The organism is Brachybacterium hainanense, from assembly GCF_042434575.1.
In the GTDB taxonomy this organism is placed as follows: domain Bacteria; phylum Actinomycetota; class Actinomycetes; order Actinomycetales; family Dermabacteraceae; genus Brachybacterium; species Brachybacterium hainanense.
This window is the reverse complement of sequence record NZ_JBHLSV010000014.1, coordinates 39558-59146: the sequence shown is the minus strand read 5'-3', so window position 1 is coordinate 59146 and position 19589 is coordinate 39558. Positions and strand designations below refer to the sequence as shown.

Here is a 19589-nt window from a genome sequence, read left to right as displayed (position 1 = left end):
TCCTGCATTCCGTGCTGCCGCGGGGGCCGTTCCGCACGGCGTCGCACGTCCCGTGGGACCGGGCATTCGCCGCGGCCTCCGGGAATCTAGAGTGGAGGGTATGCAGGCACCCACGACCCACGTCCCGACGCAGGTGCGTCTGCGGCTCGCCCACGGGGTGCTCGAGCATCATGCCCGTTCCGCCGGGGTGGAGCTGCTGCATGTCAAGGGCGTCGCCCTGCACCCGCAGCTCGCGGAGGGCCGGCGCCGCTCGACCGACTGCGACGTCCTGGTGCGCCCGGCACAGGTCCCGGTCTTCACCGCGGCCCTCGCGGCGGAGGGCTGGGAGCAGATCACGACCTTCGCGCACGGCAGCGTCTTCATGCATGCGGCGACCTTCCATCACACGGTGTGGGGCACGGTCGACGTGCATCGGTCCTTCCCCGGCCTGGACCGGGACCCCGGGGCGTCCTTCGCACAGCTGTGGGACGGGCACGAGGAGATGCTGCTGGGCGGGGTGCCCTGTGCGGTCCCCGCGCTGCGGCCGCAGCGCCTGCTGCTGCTCGTGCATGCGGCGCGCGATGCGACCGGGCACGCCCGCCATGACCTCGACGTCTCCTGGACGCGGGTCGATGCGTCCGAGCAGGAGCGGATCGATGCGCTCGCCCGGGATCTGGGGGCCCTGGTGCCGCTCGCGATCGCGACGGGCCGCCCGGAGCTCGCCCGCGGCGGCCCCGGGGAGCACCTGTGGACGGCGCTGCATGCGAACGCCGATGCCCGCGGGGTGCGCGCGGCGCGCTGGCGCGATGCGCACGGCCTGCGGGAGCGGCTGCGGCTGCTCGTCGAGGCGGCGCGGGTCAACCCCGATCATCTGGCCCTCCGTCTGGGCCACCGGCCGGACCGGGCCGAGCTGCGCCGCGAGTGGTGGGCACGCCTGCGCCGAGCGCTCCCCCGTCGCTGAGAGCCGCCCCGTCGGGGCGGATTCCCTCATCGGGGAGCGCCGCGGCCGGAGCTGCGCCGCGGCGCAGCACGAGAGCGCGCAGCCCGATGCCGAGCACCGTCCCGAGACCGGCGCCGAAGGTGTTCGCGACGACGTCGCCGAGATCCGCCTCCCGCTGGATGCCCATCTGGTGCAGCTCCACCGCCGTGCTGAGCAGCGCCGCGAGCAGCACCCACCAGCGCGTCGGGACGAGGACGGCGAGCGCGGCGAACACCGGCACGAACAGGGCGACGTTCGCGATCACCGCGAACACCTCCGGGGTGATGACGTCCCGACCCCCGGTCACCGCGGTCACGGCGTACCAGACCCGCACATTGGCCCGGTTCACGGCCCAGCCGTCGTCCAGCAGGAGCAGGAAGGCAGCGCCCGCCGGATACAGGGCGAGCACCGCGAGGGCGGAGGTCCGCGTCCACCGCGGCAGGGCGCGCAGGGAGCTCGAGAGGGCGCGCACAGCGGACAGCATCAGTAGGCGCCTGCCGAGGACATGACAGCCCGCACGGTCCGGGAAAGGATCTGCACGTCCTGCGTGAAGGACCAGTTGTCCACGTAATACAGATCCAGACGGACCGTCTCCTCCCACGACAGATCCGAACGCCCCGACACCTGCCACAGACCCGTGATCCCCGGCCGCACCGACAGCCGCCGGAAAGCATCCTCGTCATACCCCGCGACCTCCCGCGGAAGAGCAGGGCGCGGACCCACCAGCGACATGTCCCCCCGCAGCACGTTCCACAGCTGCGGCAGCTCGTCCAGGGAATAACGACGCAGCACACGACCCGGCTTCGTGATCCGCGGATCATGACGCATCTTGAACATCACCGCGTTGCCACGATCCTGCACAGCCCGCTCCGTCATCTCCACCAGAACCGCCTCCGCGTCGGTGACCATGCTGCGGAACTTGAGGAACTCGAAATGCACCCCATCACGACCCACCCGCTGCTGACGGAAGATCACCGGACCACCATCGGACACCTTCACCCAGACCGCGATACCCACCAGCACAGGAGCGAGCACCATCAGCAGCACCGCAGCCGCGATCACGTCCATCGTCCGCTTGGTCCACTTCAGAGCCCCCCGAGCACGCGGCAGGTCCATATGCACCAGAGGCAGCCCCGCCACCGGCCGCATCCGCACCCGGTCCGCGGAGATCTCCGTCAGAGCAGGCACCACGATCACGGCCACGTCCTCGTCCTCGAGCTTCCACGCCGTGCGCCGGAACTCCTCCGCACTGGCCGAAGCACCCGCGGTGAACAGCAGCACCCCCGGACGCGTCTCGTCAGCGATGCGCAACAGGTCCCGCTCCGCGCCCAGCACGGGGATGCCGAGCGCGGAAGCACCCTCGTCCCGGCCCGTCGGCGTGATCGCCCCCACGATGTCGTAGCCCAGCCAGGTCTCCCGAGCGATGGTCCGCGCGATGCCCTCGACATGACGCAGATCCCCCACAGCCACCACGCCCTGACGCAGATGCCCACGCCCCCGCATCGAGTTCAGCAGACGACGCAGCAGGAAGCGGTTCAACAGCAGCAGCAGCGGACCGACCAGGAAGAACACCAGGAAGAACGCGCGCGAGAGCTCGATGCCCGCGAGATACACGATCGCGCCGACGATCCCGGCCGCCGCGAGACTCGCATGCAGGACGTTGCCGAACAGCTCCGGACCCGCCGGCAGCAGACGGGAGTCATACCCGCTGAACAGCACGATCGCGACCAGCCAGCCGAGCGCGATGAGGACGGCGGCATCGGACAGGGAATCGCCCAGGTCGCCGGCGCGCCCCAGGGTCGCCTGGCGGATGGCGAAGGCGGCCGCGCCGGCGACGACGAGGGAGAGGATGTCCGCGAGGACCATGATGGCCACGGAGCGGCGGCGCAGATCCCGCGCGGTGCGGGAGCCGGCGAGGACCCGGCGGACGCCGCGGCGCGCCTCAGCAGGAGTCTGCACCGCCAGGGCGCGCTCACGCGATGTGGTCATGTCCCCTCCGTCCCGATCCGATCCCCGCAGCATTCTCCGTGCGGGAACCCGACTCCCGCCGCCCCACCACCGGGTACGGCGTCCACCGTATCGACCCCCGGTCCTCCTGTCCCCCGCCCTCGGGTGGATTCCGCGGGTGATTCAGCGGATCGTCGGGGAGGTCTCAGCAGCATCCCGTTCATCGTCCCTGCCGGAGGATCGTCTCGCGCACGTGGAAGAGCTCTTCCTTCGAGTGCACGCCCGCCTTCCGGTAGATGTCGCGCAGCCGTGTCTTGACCGTGTTCGGGGAGAGGAACAGGCGCTGGGAGAGGGAGACGATCGAGTCCTCCTCCTGCAGCTCGAGCACCAGCTCCCGCTCTCCGCGGCTGAGCCGCACGCCCTGGGCACGGACGTAGGGGTTCGTGAAGCCGGCCGGATCCGCGACGGCGAGCTCGTCCGGGCCCGCGAGCAGGGTCCGCACGTGCACGGGCAGCATCCCGAGCTCGAGGACCCCGGCGCGGGCGCGCACAGACTCCCACAGCTGCCGGTCCTCGGCGCGGGCCGTGCTCCGGGCGCCGCTCTCGAAGCGGCGCACCAGGCGCAGCACGTCCAGCTCCGCAGAGCTGGCCGGATGGAAGCGGCCCACCTGCAGCAGCAGTCGGTCCAGGCCCGTGCTCTCGCCGGTCAGCCACAGCAGCCGGGCGCGGCTGGCGATCAGCTGCGGGATCCGCACGCCCGTCTCCGCCTGGGCGAGGAACTCGCCGGCCTCGGCGTAGGCTCCGGCGGCCTGGAGCAGGTCCGTGTAGTCGGCGCGCAGCAGGCTCCCGGCATAGGAGTTCCGGCCCAGCGAGGAGTACCAGTCCTGCATCACGCTGCGCAGGGCGGCGAGGGCCCGCTCGCGGTCGCCGCGCAGCAGGGCGAGACGGGCGTGCACGTGCACCGGCAGCCACCACAGCCCTCCCAGGGAGCTCGTGTCCGCGAGCGGGTCCGGCGCGTCGACCAGGCGCAGGATCCGCTCGACCCCGTCGAGGTCCCAGACGCGCAGCAGGTGCAGGGCGCGGGTGAGGAGGGGGATCGCGGTCCACATCCACACGCGGCTTCCCGGGACTCCCCGCGGGGGCTCCTCCGCCTCCCCGAGGAGGTGCGCGGCCGCGTCCTCGCCGCGCAGCATCCGCACCAGCTCCGCGAACTGGTCCGCATGCGCTCCGGCCGGATGCCCGCCGTTGACGGCGGCCCAGCGGGAGGCGTTGCGGAAGGTGCCGATCGCCGCATCCGGGTCCGCGGCCAGCAGCTGCACGATCCCGATCTCGACGAGGACCACGGGGAGCATGTCGGTGAGCCCGGAGCGGTCGGTCGCGGCGATGAGCTCGCCGGCGAGCTCATCGCCGATCCGGTGGGCCAGGTCGAAGCTCCCGTCGAACGTCAGCTGCTGCATGCGCAGCGTCTGCAGGCCCAGGCGGTCCTTCAGCAGCGGGTGCATCGTGGTCTCCAGAGCGGCGCCGAGCGCCGAGGTCGCCTGGATAGGGGCCGGCACATCCACGCGCAGCAGGTGCATGCCGAGGGTGAAGCGCCCTCCTGCCTGCTCGAGCATCGGGGCGTGCTGCGTGAGCAGCTGCGCGAGCTGCTCGGGGGCGAGGAGCGAGGCGGCGAAGAACTCGGCGTCCAGGAACGCCGCGAGCTCCTCCGGGGTGCTCTCCCGCCGGAGCCGATGCATCCGGGCGCGCATCCCCTGCTCCGGCGTCGCCGCGACGGTCTCCTCCTCGTCCGCGACGATCGTCCGTGCTTCCACCATCACCGGAGTCGACTCCATGGTCTTCACATCCTGCTGGTCCGCCTGCTGATGACCAGGATGATGTGAGCGCACGAGACCTCGCGTGCGCCGCGTTTCACCGCATCCCGTGCCCGAGGCGCTCGGCGCCCCCTGGTCCCGGAGCGTCGAACGGTGATGCGGCAGATCCGGCAGAAGCACCGGATACGACCCCGGCGGATGAGCCGGAGGTTCCCCCACGGAATCACCGGCGTCGCCGTGGCAAGCCATACCCCCACCATACTCGCCGGAACCCCTCAGGGGGACCCCCTCAGAATTCGTTACCCCCTTGTCACCAGGGCATTGGCCCGTAACCCGGAGTTCCTGCGCGGGGGCGGATCGGGGGTGTTCAGGGGGTATACGCCGGTTACCCATCGGTAGATTTCCATGGATCTCGCAGGACGCGGATATCGGCCCCCGGGCAGAGGCGCCCGCGCCGCCCTGTCCGGAGCCCGTACCTCCCGACGACATCCCAGGTGACATCCCATTCCTCCCCCGTCCGGGGGAGATCCTTCCCTGCATCCCCCCGGCCCTCCCCCTCGCCTCCCCCGCCTCCCCTCCGCTTTCCCCCCGGAACCGTCCCCGACTCCTGACCCCGGTCACTGGTGCCACACGCGCCCTCCGCCGTAGGGTTCCCGCGTCCGGGCGTCCCCGCGCCCGCGACACGTCCATCCGCGGACCAGAGGAGGACCCCATGCTGTACCGCACCACCCCCATCCGGGATCCCGGCGAGGCCCAGCGGCTCCCCGTCGGGACCATCGCCCGGTTCGACGAGGAGCCGGACTCATACCTCTGCGTGCTGCGCCTGCGCGACGGCGAACGCATCTGGGAGTCCTATGACGCCGGCGCGCTGCGCGACGCCGACATGGTCGGCTGGACGGCCCTCGTCCTCGCGCCGGATCAGAGCGCGGACGCCGGCGAGACCGGAGAGGCCTCCGCCGCGTAGCCCGAGGTCCCCGATGACGACGCACGACGAGCGGCGGGAGACGACCTGGAAGTCGTCTCCCGCCGCGTCCCGTCCGGTGCTCGCCGCCGGCCGCGCTCAGGCGGCCGCGGCAGGGAACCGCTCGACGCTCACATGCAGCACCGTCGGCGCCTCCGCGGCCTCCTCGGGGTAGCGGATCGCCTCCTGCAGCTCGAGGACCGCGATCTGTCCGGGCTCGAGGCGGACCCGCTCCCCCGCGCCCGCGAGGAGCTCGCGATCGCTGAGGTCGCAGTACGGGGTGGTCACCACGAGGTCCGCGATCGGCGCGACCTCGAGCAGGACCGGCGAGCCGGCCGCCGCGACGATCTCGACATAGCGCCGGTGCGCGACGAAGGCGTCGCCCCGATGGCGCCGCGGGGTGCGCAGGAACGTGATCGCATCGCCCAGGGAGTGCATCTGCCCGACGGCATGCGAGGAGGAGGCCGTGATCGCCTCCCGCAGCCGTCCCCAGATCGGGAAGCCGGCGCGGCAGTGCTCGAGAGCGGCGAGGGAGTCGTGGATCTGCATGGTCAGTCCTCCTGGCAGGGATCGAGCGCGGTCAGGGCGAAGGCGTACTCGAAGGCCCGCCAGCGGAGCCGGTGCCCATCGAGCACCTCGGCGCCCCAGGAGTTCGAGCCCAGGCCCAGCAGCCGATGGTCGAGGTTGACGGTGATCGCCTCCGGATCGGCGACGAGGTCGGTGCGATGCGCGGCCGCCTCGAGCATCTGCCGCGAATACGGCCAGGCGCTCGCGCACAGCGGCTCGCCGATCGCGTCGACCCGCACTCCCGCACCGTGCTCGTCGGTGAAGCTGATCCAGCGCACGTCCTCGCGGTTGCCGTAGTCCTGCGGACGCACGTACGGGGTCTCCATCTGCGCGACGGTCGTGGAGAAGCGACCGATCCAGGTCGCCGTGCGCGAGTCGACGTAGTTCTCCCCCGGGCCGCGCCCCAGATACTCGACCCGGTCCAGCTCCCGGGGCAGCGCGAGCTCGAGGCCGAGCTTGGGCACGAGTCCGTCGTACGGGCCGAAGGGGGTGCCGGCCACGCGCACCTCGAGACGCCCCGTCGGCAGGAGCCGGTACACGAGCGAGGCGTGCATCCCGTGGTCGAGGCCGGGCGGTGCCACGTCGACCTCGACGACCACCTCCACGGCACCCCCCTGCTCGTCGGGACGGCGGACGGCGACCCGGCGCGTGGACTGCTGGAGATGCGCGAGCAGCGCCGGTCCCCAGACCGCGTCGTGCTCCTGCTGGTGGTTGTCGATCAGCGGGCGCCAGAAGTTCACCCGCGGCCCCCGGCGCAGCAGCTCACGGCCCCCATGCCTCCAGGACAGCAGGCTCCCGTCGATCCGGTCGAGGACCAGCCGCTCCCCTCCGGCGGCCAGGCGCAGCTCGAGCGGGGTCTCCTCCACGCGGACGGCGGCGGGACCCGCATCGTCCCGCGACGTCTCCGCGCGCAGCGAGGGCGGAGCCGAGGCGACGCCGGCGGGCGCCGGGACCTGACGGAAGCCCAGCTCGTGGCCGGCCGGGGCGAAGGATGTCGCCTCCGGTCGCACCACGCGCACCAGCAGCGTCCGCTCGGCGTCCGCGGCGAGCGCGGGCCCATCGGCCGCCCAGCCCGCGGGGTCCACCGCGAGCAGCGTGCTCTGCCCCGGCGCGAGCTCCGGGCAGGGGAGGCGCCTCGAGGAGACGAGCTCGCCGTCCGCCAGATGCTCGAGGACCAGCTCGAGCCCCGCGGTGCGCGTGAACCAGAGCCGGCTGCGCAGGCGGATCCCGGCATCGGCCGCCTCGATCCCCAGCGGGCACAGCAGGTTCGCGTACTCGGCGAGGCCCGGGCTGGGCTCGCCGGTGGGGAGGACGAGGCCGTCGATGCAGAAGTTCGCGTTGTGCGGGTACTCGCCGAAGTCGCCGCCGTAGAGCCAGTCGGCGCCCTTCTCGGTGTCGCGGCGGATCCCGTGATCGGACCACTCCCAGATGAAGTGGCCCTGGATCGAGTCCCAGCGCTCGAAGACGGCCTGGTACTCGGCGATGCCGCCGGGGCCGTTGCCCATCGCATGCCCGTACTCGCACAGGATGCGGGGCTTCCCGACCGGGAACTCGCCCAGGTCGTTCATCTGCGCCACCCGCGAGTACATGGTGGAGACGACATCGACGACCTCCGCGTCCCGGTCCTCCTCGTAGTGCAGCGGCCGGGTCGGGTCGAGCTGCTTCGCCCGGGCCGCCATGGCCCGGAAGTTGCAGCCGTAGCCGGACTCGTTGCCGAGCGACCACATGACCACGCTCGGATGGTTGCGCTGCGCGGCGACGTGCCGCTCGATCCGGTCGACGTAGGTCGCCTCCCAGGCCGGGTCGTCGGAGATCCGATCGAGGTCGCCGACCACGGCGAAGCCATGGGTCTCGAGGTCCGTCTCCGCCATGACCAGCAGCCCCAGCTCATCGCACAGCTCGTAGAAGCGGGGGTCGTTGGGATAGTGGGCGGTGCGCACGGCGTTGATGTTCGCCCGCTTCATGAGCTCGAGGTCCGCGCGCATCCGGGCGAGCGGGACCGCACGGCCGTGACGCTCGTCCTGATCGTGGCGGTTGACGCCGTGCATCATGAAATAGGCGCCGTTCAGACGCAGCAGACCGTCCTCGATCGTGATCTCCCGCAGGCCCACGCGCTGCGGGATCACCTCGATGATCTCGCCGGCGTCATCGCGCAGCACCAGATCCAGGCGGTACAGATGCGGGTCCTCGGGGCTCCAGCCGATGGGGTCGGCGACGTCGATCCCGAGGCGGGCCCGGGGGCCGGGGAGGAGCTCGGGGCCGCCGGGGACGGCGGTCGCGGCGGGGTCGACCTCGGCGGTGCCGGTGGCGATCGCGGCCGATCCGTCGCGCAGGGTCCAGTCCACCCGCGCGCAGCCCTCGCCGACCACGACCTCCGCCGAGATCCGCGCGACGGGCCCCCAGGCGGTGGTGACCGCGAGGTCGCGGGCTCCGGCGACGGGACGCTGGAGGACGTAGACGTCGCGGAAGATCCCTGCGAGCCACCACATGTCCTGATCCTCGACATAGGTGCCGTCGCTGTGCTGCAGCACCCGGATCGACAGGAGGTTCTCGCCCTCGCGCGCGGCATCGGTCAGGTCGAAGTCCGCGGCGAGGCGGGAGCCCTTCGTCATCCCGAGGAAGATGCCGTTGAGGTGGATCTCCGCATAGGACTCCACGCCGTCCAGGCGCAGCACCCACCGGTGGGTGCTCGGGTCCGATGCGGGGAGGTCGACGACGCGCTGGTAGACCGCGGTCGGCGTCCATGAGGGCACGCGCGGCGGGTCCACGGGGATGGTCATCGACTCGTCCGTGTACGCCGGCGAGCCGTAGCCGTCCAGCTGCCAGTGGTGGGGGACGGTGACCTGGTCCCAGTCCTCGTGGAGGCTCTCATGCCACTGCGGCAGCACCCGGCCGGGCCCGTCGACCAGGCGGAACCGCCACGGCCCGCTGAGCAGCTGGAAGCCGCGGGAGTCCTCGCGGCGGCGGGCCTCGGCCTGCTCGGGCGCGGCGTACCCGAAGAAGGCCGCCCGTGCGGGCAGGCGGCCGATGCCGGGGAGCGCGGGATCCTCCCAGGGCGCGGGGGCCGCGGAGCACTGCTCGCCGTGCTCGTGCGGCGACTGCCGGTCCTCCGCGAGCGCGGGGGCCGCGGGGTCTCCGGGGCCGCTCGGCGCGGTCGGGCAGGTCTCGTCGGAGGCCGTCGAGGGGGTGGCCGGGGAATCCTGCACGTGGGTCGCCATTCGTCCTCCGCGGTGAGTTCGGCATGCCTGGGTCCGGGGACCGGCCCGGCGGGTCGCCGAGCGGTCCGATCGTGGCTCCGGCGGTCGCGCCGTGAGCCGTCCCGCAGGCCGCAGGGCCCGCAGAGCGCCGGCAGCTGGCGGGGTCACCACCTGCTGACATCGGTACCATAACAGCATTGGTACCGGTTCCACCAGGGAATGCCGGACAGAGCGCCGGGCAGGGCCCCGGCAGGGACGCGAGAGGAGCGGAGCCCCGCCCACCCCACCGGACCGATCCGCCGCCGCCCCGCACCGCCGACCAGCGGGCCGGGGCCGCAGCGGCACCCCACGGACCGCCCTCCCGCGGCGCCCGCCCGCCGCACGTCCTCACCGCCCGCCATCCGGAGCAGGCACAATGAGGGGACCTCGACAAGGAGCACGCATGCCGCCCAAGAAGACCGGGAACCGCCGGCCCACGATCGCCGACATCGCGCGCCTCGCCGGGGTGTCCAAGACGACCGTCTCGCGTGTGCTCAACGACTCCGCCCTCGTCAACGCCGCGACCCGCGAGGCCGTCGAGGCGGCGATGACGCAGGCCGGGTACACCGTGTCCTGGCAGGCCCGCACCCTCGCGACCGGGCAGTCCGACGCGATCGCCCTCATCGTCACCGAGCCGCTCAGCACCCTCTTCTCCGATCCGACCTTCGCGACGATCCTCCACGGCGTCTACGGAGCCCTCGCCGGGAGCGCCCTCATCCCGGTCCTGCTGCAGGCCTCGACCGCGCAGGAGCAGGCCAAGGTGCGCCGTCTCCTGGACCAGCGGGGCGTGGACGCCGTCATCCACCTGACTCCGTACTTCGACGACGGCCTCCTCCCCCACCTGCAGGAGATGGGGATGCCCACCGTGCTGCTGGGCCGCCTGCCCGGCGACCCGTACGACGGCCGCTTCTCCGTCGTCTACTCCGACGACGAGGTGGGCGGGGCGCTCGCCGCGCACGCCCTGCTCCGCCGCGGGGTGCGGCATCCCGCGGCGCTGCTGGGGCCGGCCGACAACCCCGCGAGCACCGATCGCCTCGCCGGATACCGGCGCGAGCTGGGGGCGGGGCTCGGTCCGGACCGGGTGCTGCACGGCGACTGGGACGAGCGCAGCGGCGCCGCGATGACCGCGCAGCTCCTGGACGACGGCGTCGAGATCGACGGGCTGCTGTGCGCCTCCGACCGGATCGCCGCGGGCGCCCTCGAGACCCTCGCCGCCCGCGGCATCGCCGTCCCCGAGCAGGTCGCGGTCATCGGCTTCGACGGGCATCCCTTCGGCGAGGCCACACGACCTCCGCTGACCACGATCGCCCAGCCCATGCAGGACGAGGGCGCCCGCGCCGTGGAGCTCGCCCTGGCCCTGATCCGCGGCACCTTCCCGCGCACGGTCGTCCTCCCCTCCGCGCTCGTCCCCCGCGCCAGCGCCTGAGCCCGTCCCCCGTCCGCGAGGCGGCGCATCGGCGGGCGGCACGGGGGAGGCAGGAGGCCCGGCCGGCCGGAATCCCGGACCCGCCGAGCGCTGCCCACCGATGAGCCAGAACCCCGCAGGTCAGCCACAGATACAGGCAGCCACCCCCGGGCAGCCCCGATCTGCCTCGGATACGGGCAGCCGCACCCCGGCGGCGCCAATCTGCCTCAAACACGGGCAGACCTCGACCACGCACCGACCCTCCGCCATCACCACGCCCGCCCGACGATCCACCACTGCCCGGCAATGAGGCGGAAGCACGCAGGTCCGCCACGGATACGGTCAACCGTACCCGGGCGGCGCCGATCCGCCACAGATACGGGCAGATCAGGACCGCCATCACCATCGCCATCGCCCAACGATGCGCCGCTGCCCGGCGACGAGGCAGCACCCCGCAGATCTGCCACAGACGCGGGCAACCGCACCCCGGCGGCGCCAATCTGCCTCGGATACGGGCAGACCTCGCCCGCGCAACGCGCCGCGGCGGGGCGCAACGGGGCGACCACCTCTTGCACACCGGATTGGTATCGGTTACATTCCCTTCTGAAACCGATACCAATCTGACGAGCGACCCCGCGGCCGGGCTCGCCGCGACCATGCAAGGAGGCCCCGTGGGTCCTGGCATCCGGAGCCGCGCCACCGTCGCCCTCGTCCTCGTGACCGCGATCTGGGGCTCGACGTTCTTCCTCATCAAGGGCGCCGTCGCCGCCTACGACCCGGTGGACTTCCTCGCCATCCGCTTCGCGATCGCCGCGCTCATCATGGGCGCGCTGTTCCATCGGCGCCTGCGGGGCCTGGGCCGGCGCGCCTGGCGCGACGGACTGGTCCTGGGCTTCGTGTACGGCCTCGCCCAGGTCGCGCAGACCTGGGGGCTGCGCATCACCGACGCCTCCATCTCCGGCTTCGTCACCGGCACCTACGTGATCATCACGCCGCTGCTCATGTGGCTGCTGTGGCGCCGGCCCATCGGCCGCGGCATGTGGGCGGCGGTGATCCTCGCCTTCGCGGGCCTCGCGGTCCTCAGCCTGACCGGGTTCTCGGCGGATGCCGGAGCCCTCATCACCCTGGTCTCCGCGATCATCTACGCCGTCCACATCATCCTGCTGGAGAAGCCCAGCCAGCGCATGGACGCCACCGCCCTCGCCACCATCCAGATCTTCGGCATCGCCCTGACCTGCGGGATCCTCGCGATCCCCGGGGGCATCGAGCTCCCCGCGTCGGGCGAGGTGTGGGGCGCGATCCTGTACACCGCGGTCATCGCGGGCATCGTCACGATGACCCTCCAGACCTGGGCGCAGGGGCACCTGTCCCCCACCCGCACCGCGGTGATCATGACCCTCGAGCCGGTCTTCGCCTCCACCTTCGCGGTGCTGTTCTCCGATGAGAGCCTCACCGCCCGCCTGCTGCTGGGCGGGGCGCTGATCCTCGCGGCGATGGTCGTCGGCGTCCTCACCGACACCCCCGGCGAGGACCCGGCCTCCGGCGGCCCCGGAACCGGTGCACCCCGCGGAGCCGCCTCCGCCGGCGACGCACCGATCACCGAGGAGGCGGACCCGCCCGGCCGGCCTCCGGGCCGCGACGCCCCCGAGCCGGCCGTCTGACGGCCGCGGCCTCCGCCGCCCTCGATCTTCCCGCCCGGCGCTCCGCCGCGGGCATCCCTCACCACCCTCGCAGTTCCCGCATCAACGACGATCCAAGGAGAACCCCATGTTCCGCACCCCCATCTCCCGCCGCCGCCTGGGCGCCCTCGGCCTGACCGCCCTCGCCGCGGGCGGCGCGCTGAGCGCCTGCAGCGGCTCCTCGAAGGACGGCGCCGTCACCTGGGCGACCTGGGGCTCCCCCGAGGACCTCAAGAGCTACGACCGCTTCCAGGAGGCGTTCGCGGAGAACCATCCCGAGGTGCCGCTGGACTTCCAGCCCACCGCCTCCTACGACGAGTACCACTCGAAGCTGCTCACCCAGCTGTCCTCCGGCAAGGCGCCCGACGTGTTCTACGTGGGCGACGACTACATCGCCTCCTTCATCCGCAACGACGTGCTGCTGCCCGTGGACGACCTGATCGCGGGCGAGGGCTCCCCCATCGCCAAGGACGACTTCGCGGCGAGCCTGCTGGAGGTCTCCTCGAAGGACGGCGTCCTGTACGGGCTGCCCAACGATGTCAACCCCGACACCCTCTGGTACGACAAGGAGGCCCTCGCGGCCGCCGGCGTCACCGAGGACCCGGCGACCCTCGCGGAGAACGACGCCTGGACGACCGACGCGTACTTCGACATGACCGCGAAGCTCGCCGCCGCCGGCCTGACCGGGGCGGTCTACTACAACTACTGGGCCACCCACGGCAGCTTCATGACGGCCGAGGGCGGGAAGGTCTACGACGAGGCCGGCGCCTACGTCGCCCACGAGGATCCGCTGTCCATCCAGGCGATGGACCGCTACGCGGAGCGCTTCGTCAGCAAGGAGCTCGTCCTCGCCGAGGACCTGCCCGAGGGCAGCGGCCCCACCTCGATGCTGGTCACCCACAAGCTGGGCTTCTTCGCGGCCGGTCGGTACACGATCGCCTCCCTCGAGGGCGCGGGCGTGAACATGGACAGCTACGACATCGTCCGCTGGCCCACCCCGGACGGCAAGGCCGCCCCCACGGGCGTGGCCGCCTCCTACCTCGCGATCAACAAGAAGGCCGCGGACCCGGAGGCCGCCTTCACCTTCTTCAGCGAGTTCCTCTCCGCGGAGGGCCAGCGCCTGCGCCTGGAGACGACCGGCACCGCCGTCCCCTCCATCACGGGCGCCGATGATCTCGTCACCGACGCGGGCTTCCCCGCGCACGCGCAGACGATGCTGGACATGCGCGACATCGGGTTCTCGAACTTCCCGACCGAGGCGGCCGTCCCGGGGCTGTCCGCGAAGATCAGCGTGGACCTCATGAACCCGCTGTACCAGGGCAAGGCCGATGCCGCCACGACCCTGCAGAAGGTCGCCGACCTGGTCGCCGAGGAGACAGCCTGATGAGCACCGTCGTCCAGACCCCCCGGACCGCCCCGGCGGTGCGGCGGGGCGAGACGAGCTGGCGGCGCCGCGACCGTCTGTGGGGCATGGCGTTCGTCGCCCCGCAGGCCCTGGGCATGCTGCTGTTCACGCTCGTGCCCTTCGCCCTCGCCTTCCTGCTCGCCTTCACCGAGTGGAACGGCTTCGGGATGCCGAGCTGGGTGGGACTCGCGAACTTCCGCGATCAGCTGTCCGACCCGCTGCTGTGGCGGGCGATCGCGAACACGCTGTTCCTCGCGGTCGTGACGGTGCCCATCGGCCTGCTGCTCGCCATCATCGGCGCCGTGGCGCTGAACAGGATCACCGGACGCACCGTGTATCTGATCATGTTCTTCGCGCCCGTGGTCACGAGCGTCGTCGCCGTCGCGCTGCTGTGGCAGCAGATGCTGCGGGCCGACGGCGTGCTGTCCCTGGGCATCGCGAAGGTGCTCGGCATCGCGCCGCCGGACTGGCTGGGCGATCCGAGGCTCGCGCTGATCTCCGTGTGCATGGTGACGATCTGGTCGTCCCTGGGCCTGAACATCGTCATCTTCATGGCGGGCCTGCAGAACATCTCCGACAGCGTCCTCGAGGCCGCGCAGATCGACGGCGCAGGCCCCCTGCGCCGGTTCCGCTCGGTGATCCTGCCGCTGCTGTCCCCGGTGATCTTCTACCAGAGCGTGGTCGCGTTCATCAGCTCCCTGCAGACCTTCGACCTGGTGTTCGTGCTCATCAAGAACGCAGGCCCCGACAACGCGACCCGCACGATCGTCTACCACATCTACGACACCGGGTTCAGCGCGCAGAAGTTCGGCGTCTCCAGCGCCGCCTCCATCATCCTGCTGATCCTGACGCTCCTGATCACGGCCGCCCAGTTCGGTCTGCAGAAGCGCTTCGTCCACTACGAGTGAATGGCGAGGAAGCCATGACCGCCTCTTCCACGACCCCCGTGGCCGCCGCCCCGTCGGCGCCGCGCGCTCCCCGGATCCGCCCCGCGAAGATCGCCCTGCACATCGTGCTCGCCCTCGTCGCGATCACCATGTTCGCGCCCTTCGCGTGGATGGTCCTCACGTCCCTGAAGGCGCTGCCGCAGCAGCTGCAGGAGCCCCTGTCGATCATCCCGGATCCCTGGACCTGGTCGAACTGGCCCGATGCCTGGAACGCCCTGCCCTTCGGGCGGGCCTACATGAACTCGATCTACATCACGGCCCTCACCGTGGTCGGATCGCTGTTCACGTGCACCCTGGCCGCGTACGGCTTCGCGCGCATCCCGTTCCGGGGATCGAACGCGATCTTCTGGGTGTTCCTCGCGATGCAGATGGTGCCCTCGCAGGTGACGCTCGTGCCGTTCTACTTCATCATGGCGAAGATCGGCTGGGTCGACTCGCATCTGGCGCTCATCGTGCCCGCGGTGCTCATCAACCCCTTCGGCGTGTTCCTGGCCCGCCAGTTCATCCTCGCCGTGCCCGTCGAGCTCGAGGAGGCGGCGACCGTCGACGGCGCGAGCCGCTGGCGCATCTACTGGCAGATCATCCTGCCGGCGATCCGCCCGGGCATGGGCGCGCTCGGGATCATCGTCGCGCTCTCCGCCTGGAACAGCTTCCTGCTGCCGCTGGTGCTGCTGAACTCGACGGAGCTGTTCACCGTGCCGCTGCTGCTCTCGCAGTTCCAGGGACAGTTCGGCGGCATGGACTACGGCATCATCATGGCCGCCACCGCCCTGTCCACCCTGCCGATGCTGGTCGCCTTCGTCTTCGGCCAGCGGCAGATCATCAACTCCCTCGCCACGTCCGGACTCGGAGGCCGCTGATGTCCTGCACCTGCTCCCTGCCCTTCGCCGCGGATCTGTCCGCGCACCTCGACCTGGTGGACGCCCCGTTCACGGTGCGGTTCTCGCGGCTGCTGGTGCTGCGCACGGACCGGGCCGAGGCGGCGGGAGCGGGGGCGCCTCCGGCGACCTCGCTGGACATCGTCCGCAGCGTGTACGAGCGCCGGATGGCGGACAGCGTGGTCCTCGCGGGCCTGCAGGTCCGTGACGGATCAGGGACGCCGGTTCCGGTCGAGGCCGTGTGCGCGAGCTGCGTGCACATCGGTCCGGCTCGGCTGCTGGTCACGGCCGATGACCGCGTGATCCTGCGCGGCCTGCCGGCCGGCTGGACCGTCACGAGCACCGACGGTCCGGTTCGCGCGGAGGCGCGGCTCGTCCTCGAACAGCCCGGGACGGCACCGGAGGCCGCGGAGGCGGAGATCGTCCGCACGGCGGCGGAGTGGATGGAGCGCTGCCCCGAGGTCCGCCCCCAGGACCGGGCGATGGCGCGATTCTGCTGGTGGGTGCTGGGCGTCAACACGCTCGAGCTGGGCGGCGCCGCGGCGGGCCGCGCCGTGGTCCCCTCGAAGATCGGGTACGTGGGCCACTGGCAGTGGGACGCGTACTTCATCGCGGTGGGTCTCAGCCACGGCGATCCGGAGCTCGCGCTCGAGCAGATGCGGCTCGCCCTGTCGCGCCCTACGGACGAGGGCCAGCTGCCCGACGTCCTGCACGAGGCGGGCGTGCTGGCCTCCTCCGACGACCTGCCCCCAGGCGACCTCGAGAACCTGCGGGCGATGGCCTCGCCCGCCCTCGAGGGCACCCGCATCCCGCTCACGAAGCCGCCGCTGACGGCCTTCGCGCTCGACATCATCGCCGCCCGCACCGGCCCCGCGATCATCGACGAGCTGCGTGCGGGGATCGCCCGGTCCCAGGACTGGTGGTTCGAGCATTCGGACCCGGGGGCGACGGGGGTCCCCGCCTATCTGCACCCGTACTCCTCGGGTCTGGACGACTCCCCGATCTTCGACCACGATGCGATCCTGCGCTCCCCGGACCTGTCCGCGTACCTCATCGGCCAGGATCAGGTGCTCGCGCGCTGGGCGGAGCAGCGGGGCGAGGCCGATGCCGCCGCGGCGCATCGGGAGCGGGCCGCGCGCCTGCGCACCGCGCTCGAGGGGACATGGGACGAGCAGGGCCGATGCTTCCGGGCGATCGGCGGCGAGGGGCCCGTGCCGGTCGACGCGATCGTCGGGCTGATGCCGCTGCTGGTCGACGGGCTGCAGGCGCGGCTCGTCGAGGGCCTCGTGGAGGCGCTCGAGGATCCGGAGCGCTACGGACGTCCCTTCCCGGCGCCGACGGTGAGCGCCGCCGATCCCGCCTTCGCCGCGCAGCGCATGTGGCGCGGCCCCGTGTGGGTGAACACGAACTGGCTGGTCATCCAGGGCCTGCGGCTCCAAGGGCGCGAGGCGGAGGCGAAGGCCCTCGCCGAGTCGACCCTCGCCATGGTCCGCGCCGGCGGCGGCCCGCACGAGTACTTCGACGCCGCGACCGCACAGCGCGCCGGCCGGGCGACGACCTGCTTCGGCTGGTCCGCGGCCCTGTTCCTCGACCTGGCGGTCGCCGCCGCCGATCACGCCGGTGGAGCTGCCGTGGCCATGAGCGGCCCTGCCGCCTGAGCCGCCGCGCGCCCTCACGCCGCGTCCGCGTCCGTGCGAGGATCGGCGGCATGGAGGCTGAGCATCCCGTCATCTCCCCGGCAGCTCCGGAGCCCGACGCGCTCGCGCGCCAGCAGCGGATCCTGCTGCGGCTCGTGGCGCTCACGGCGCTGGGCTGCGTCGCGTTCGGATTCGCCGTCGACCCGCCCGGCGAGGTGCTGCGCGGAATCGGCCGGATCCTCACGCCGACGGACGTGCTGATCACCGACTTCGTCGACGTCGGCGGACTGGGCGGTGCTTTCGCGCAGGCGGGGCTGCTGACGCTCCTCGCCTGCGGCGCCTACCGGATCACGGGTGCGTCGGTGAACGGCTCCGCCGTGGGCTGCCTGTACATGCTGCTGGGGTTCGCGCTGTTCGGGAAGACCCTGCTGAACGTGTGGCCGATCCTCGCCGGCGTCGCCCTGTACTGCCGCTTCCGCGAGGAGCCGCTGCGCGACCAGCTGACCACGGCGATCTTCGCCACCGCGCTCGCGCCGGTGTTCACGGAGATCGCCTTCAACTCGGCCCTGCCGCGCGCGGCATCGGTCCCGCTGGGACTGCTGATCGGTGTGCTCATCGGCTTCGTGATCCCCGTGGTCGCCCGGCAGCTGTTCCGCGCTCACAACGGCTTCTCCCTGTACAACATGGGCTTCGCCGCGGGAGTGCTGGGCGTCGTCGTCATCGCGGTCCTCCAGTCCTACGGGCTGACGCCCCAGCCGCCGATGGCGTGGACGAGCGGTCACGACCTCCCGCTGCTGGTCCTCGTGGCCCTCATGCTCGCGGGCGTGATCGCCGCCGCACTCGTCCTGGACCGCCGTCCCTGGCAGGGGCTGCTCGCACTGCACCGCGACCCCGGCCAGGCGCCCGCCGACTTCCTCGCCGCCCACGGAGCGGGCCCGACCCTGCTGAACATGGCCGTCGTCGGAGCGATCGGCACCCTGCTCGTGCTGCTCACGGGGGCGGACCTGAACGGACCCGTGGTCGGCGGGATCGTGAGCATCATCGGCTTCGGCGCCTGCGGGAAGCACGCGGCGAACATCGTCCCGGTGATGGCAGGGGTGCTGCTGGGGGCGCTCGCGAAGCCGTTCGGGCTCACCGATCCGGGCGTCGTGTGGGCGGCGCTGTTCGGCACCTGCCTCGCCCCCGTCGCCGGGCGCTTCGGTCCGCACTGGGGGCTTCTGGCCGGCTTCCTGCACGTCTCCGTCGGCCAGGTCACCGGTGCGTTCACAGCAGGTCTGAACCTGTACGGGAACGGCTTCGCGGCCGGTCTCGTCGCCGCCGTCCTCACCCCGGTCGCGCTGCTGCTCAGCCGCCGCGGGCGCCGGGTGCGCGACCGGCCTCAGGAGCCCGTCGAGGTCCCGGCCGCCTGAACCAGGCCCCGCCATTCCCGCCAGAACGCCTCCACGACGGGCTGGGCACAGTGCACGGCCGGAGCGAGCACGCGGGCGAGCGCCCCCGGCCCGGCGAGCGGCGTGGCGTGCGGTCCGGGGATGTGCTCGGGGCGCAGCCCCAGCAGGGCGACGCTGCCCAGCACCCGCTCCTGACCCAGCACTCCGGGCAGGGCCCGGAGGACCGCATCGCGCAGGTCGAGGTCCTCGACCAGCAGGGGCCGGCCCGCGCGATGCACCCGCTGCCGCGCCAGCAGCGCCCCTCCTGCCTCGCCCGAACGTCCCAGGACCAGCAGCTCCGACAGCAGGGCGAACGCCCCGTCCGCAAGATCGACGTGCAGGTCGCGGGGGACATCGGCGCCGCGGGCGATCACGAACGGTGCCGCGTTCCACAGGAGCGCTCCCCCGGGACCGACCTCGATCCGCGCCGCCCAGGAGGCGGGGGCGCCGCGGCCGTCGTAGGCGACGGTGCCGGAGGGCTCGACCAGCTCGAGCTCGACGCCGGGTCCGACCGCCACCGCCACCTCGACCCGGTCCCCGGCCAGCAGGGTCGCGCAGCGCCCCACGAGCGCGATGCGGATGCGGCGCCCCTCGACGTCGAGGATCCTCGGGACCAGGGCGTCGCCGGCGCGCAGCTCGGGCACCGCGACCCGATCGTCGCGCAGCTGCACGCGCACCCGGGTCGCAGTCACGCGCGGCGGGGCAGAGGCGCCCGTGGGCCGGAGGGACCGC

Annotated in this window: 15 protein-coding genes; 9 read left to right on the top strand and 6 right to left on the bottom strand. The window is 72.3% G+C overall.

From position 1 onward, the window contains the following. The first annotated feature begins 100 nt into the window (after nt 1-100). Nucleotides 101-940 carry a nucleotidyltransferase family protein gene (locus tag ACFFF6_RS12205; RefSeq protein ID WP_376981075.1) on the top strand — a complete coding sequence of 280 codons (840 nt, stop codon included), beginning with the start codon at nt 101-103 and terminating at the stop codon, nt 938-940. On the opposite strand, the gene ACFFF6_RS12200 is transcribed toward ACFFF6_RS12205, so the two are convergent. The 3 genes from ACFFF6_RS12200 to ACFFF6_RS12190 form a co-directional block, all read right to left on the bottom strand. Further along, nucleotides 837-1442, bottom strand: coding sequence for a VanZ family protein (locus ACFFF6_RS12200; protein WP_376981073.1), 606 nt, complete (start codon nt 1440-1442; stop codon nt 837-839). The two genes, ACFFF6_RS12205 and ACFFF6_RS12200, sit on opposite strands and share 104 nt — an antisense overlap. Beyond that, entirely contained in the window at nt 1442-2947 is a 1506-nt protein-coding gene (locus ACFFF6_RS12195; protein ID WP_376981071.1) for a sugar transferase, read from the bottom strand. The genes ACFFF6_RS12200 and ACFFF6_RS12195 overlap by 1 nt, the downstream gene beginning before the upstream one ends. A 178-nt stretch (nt 2948-3125) precedes the next feature. Next, nucleotides 3126-4736, bottom strand: coding sequence for a helix-turn-helix transcriptional regulator (locus tag ACFFF6_RS12190; RefSeq protein WP_376981069.1), 1611 nt, complete (start codon nt 4734-4736; stop codon nt 3126-3128). Nucleotides 4737-5427: 691 nt separating this feature from the next. Between ACFFF6_RS12190 and ACFFF6_RS12185 the strand changes: the two genes are divergently transcribed. Continuing rightward, a complete protein-coding gene (locus ACFFF6_RS12185) occupies nt 5428-5679 on the top strand; it encodes a hypothetical protein (protein WP_376981067.1) in 252 nt (83 codons plus the stop codon). Between the two features lie 96 nt (nt 5680-5775). On the opposite strand, the gene ACFFF6_RS12180 is transcribed toward ACFFF6_RS12185, so the two are convergent. Together ACFFF6_RS12180 and ACFFF6_RS12175 are read right to left on the bottom strand one after the other, a co-directional pair. Next, on the bottom strand, nt 5776-6225 hold the full coding sequence (locus ACFFF6_RS12180) for a NanQ anomerase/TabA/YiaL family protein (RefSeq protein WP_376981066.1): 450 nt from the start codon (nt 6223-6225) through the stop codon (nt 5776-5778). Nucleotides 6226-6227: 2 nt separating this feature from the next. Next, a complete protein-coding gene (locus tag ACFFF6_RS12175; RefSeq protein WP_376981064.1) occupies nt 6228-9461 on the bottom strand; it encodes a glycoside hydrolase family 2 TIM barrel-domain containing protein in 3234 nt (1077 codons plus the stop codon). Nucleotides 9462-9882: 421 nt separating this feature from the next. On the opposite strand from ACFFF6_RS12175, the gene ACFFF6_RS12170 reads away from it, so the two are divergent. The 7 genes from ACFFF6_RS12170 (at nt 9883) to ACFFF6_RS12140 (ending at nt 18839) form a co-directional block, all read left to right on the top strand. Continuing rightward, complete coding sequence (locus tag ACFFF6_RS12170) at nt 9883-10905, top strand: LacI family DNA-binding transcriptional regulator (protein ID WP_376981062.1); 1023 nt, start codon at nt 9883-9885, stop codon at nt 10903-10905. A gap of 650 nt (nt 10906-11555) precedes the next feature. Continuing rightward, nucleotides 11556-12545: a DMT family transporter gene (locus ACFFF6_RS12165; RefSeq protein WP_376981060.1), complete on the top strand. Its 990-nt coding sequence runs from the start codon at nt 11556-11558 to the stop codon at nt 12543-12545. 106 nt (nt 12546-12651) lie between these two features. After that, nucleotides 12652-13947, top strand: a complete 1296-nt coding sequence (locus ACFFF6_RS12160; RefSeq protein WP_376981058.1) for an extracellular solute-binding protein — start codon at nt 12652-12654, stop codon at nt 13945-13947. Next, on the top strand, nt 13947-14876 hold the full coding sequence (locus ACFFF6_RS12155; RefSeq protein ID WP_376981056.1) for a carbohydrate ABC transporter permease: 930 nt from the start codon (nt 13947-13949) through the stop codon (nt 14874-14876). Before ACFFF6_RS12160 ends, ACFFF6_RS12155 begins: the two co-directional genes overlap by 1 nt. Nucleotides 14877-14890: 14 nt before the next feature. Then, nucleotides 14891-15775 (top strand): carbohydrate ABC transporter permease, encoded by an 885-nt coding sequence (locus ACFFF6_RS12150; protein ID WP_376981055.1) that lies wholly within the window; start codon nt 14891-14893, stop codon nt 15773-15775. Continuing rightward, nucleotides 15775-17451, top strand: a complete 1677-nt coding sequence (locus ACFFF6_RS12145) for an MGH1-like glycoside hydrolase domain-containing protein (protein WP_376981053.1) — start codon at nt 15775-15777, stop codon at nt 17449-17451. The genes ACFFF6_RS12150 and ACFFF6_RS12145 overlap by 1 nt, the downstream gene beginning before the upstream one ends. A 50-nt stretch (nt 17452-17501) precedes the next feature. Continuing rightward, entirely contained in the window at nt 17502-18839 is a 1338-nt protein-coding gene (locus ACFFF6_RS12140; protein ID WP_376981051.1) for a DUF1576 domain-containing protein, read from the top strand. Here ACFFF6_RS12140 and ACFFF6_RS12135 read toward each other — a convergent pair. Next, nucleotides 18809-19549 (bottom strand): urease accessory protein UreD, encoded by a 741-nt coding sequence (locus ACFFF6_RS12135; protein ID WP_376981049.1) that lies wholly within the window; start codon nt 19547-19549, stop codon nt 18809-18811. The two genes, ACFFF6_RS12140 and ACFFF6_RS12135, sit on opposite strands and share 31 nt — an antisense overlap. Nucleotides 19550-19589: the final 40 nt, after the last annotated feature.

Coding starts and splice junctions, on each gene's coding strand:
- ACFFF6_RS12155 (WP_376981056.1), top strand. CDS start 13,947: ATGAGCACCGTCGTCCAGACCCCCCGGACCGCCCCGGCGGTGCGGCGG.
- ACFFF6_RS12145 (WP_376981053.1), top strand. CDS start 15,775: ATGTCCTGCACCTGCTCCCTGCCCTTCGCCGCGGATCTGTCCGCGCAC.
- ACFFF6_RS12175 (WP_376981064.1), bottom strand. CDS start 9,461: ATGGCGACCCACGTGCAGGATTCCCCGGCCACCCCCTCGACGGCCTCC.
- ACFFF6_RS12170 (WP_376981062.1), top strand. CDS start 9,883: ATGCCGCCCAAGAAGACCGGGAACCGCCGGCCCACGATCGCCGACATC.
- ACFFF6_RS12180 (WP_376981066.1), bottom strand. CDS start 6,225: ATGCAGATCCACGACTCCCTCGCCGCTCTCGAGCACTGCCGCGCCGGC.
- ACFFF6_RS12150 (WP_376981055.1), top strand. CDS start 14,891: ATGACCGCCTCTTCCACGACCCCCGTGGCCGCCGCCCCGTCGGCGCCG.
- ACFFF6_RS12205 (WP_376981075.1), top strand. CDS start 101: ATGCAGGCACCCACGACCCACGTCCCGACGCAGGTGCGTCTGCGGCTC.
- ACFFF6_RS12140 (WP_376981051.1), top strand. CDS start 17,502: ATGGAGGCTGAGCATCCCGTCATCTCCCCGGCAGCTCCGGAGCCCGAC.
- ACFFF6_RS12190 (WP_376981069.1), bottom strand. CDS start 4,736: ATGGAGTCGACTCCGGTGATGGTGGAAGCACGGACGATCGTCGCGGAC.
- ACFFF6_RS12200 (WP_376981073.1), bottom strand. CDS start 1,442: ATGCTGTCCGCTGTGCGCGCCCTCTCGAGCTCCCTGCGCGCCCTGCCG.
- ACFFF6_RS12160 (WP_376981058.1), top strand. CDS start 12,652: ATGTTCCGCACCCCCATCTCCCGCCGCCGCCTGGGCGCCCTCGGCCTG.
- ACFFF6_RS12185 (WP_376981067.1), top strand. CDS start 5,428: ATGCTGTACCGCACCACCCCCATCCGGGATCCCGGCGAGGCCCAGCGG.
- ACFFF6_RS12195 (WP_376981071.1), bottom strand. CDS start 2,947: ATGACCACATCGCGTGAGCGCGCCCTGGCGGTGCAGACTCCTGCTGAG.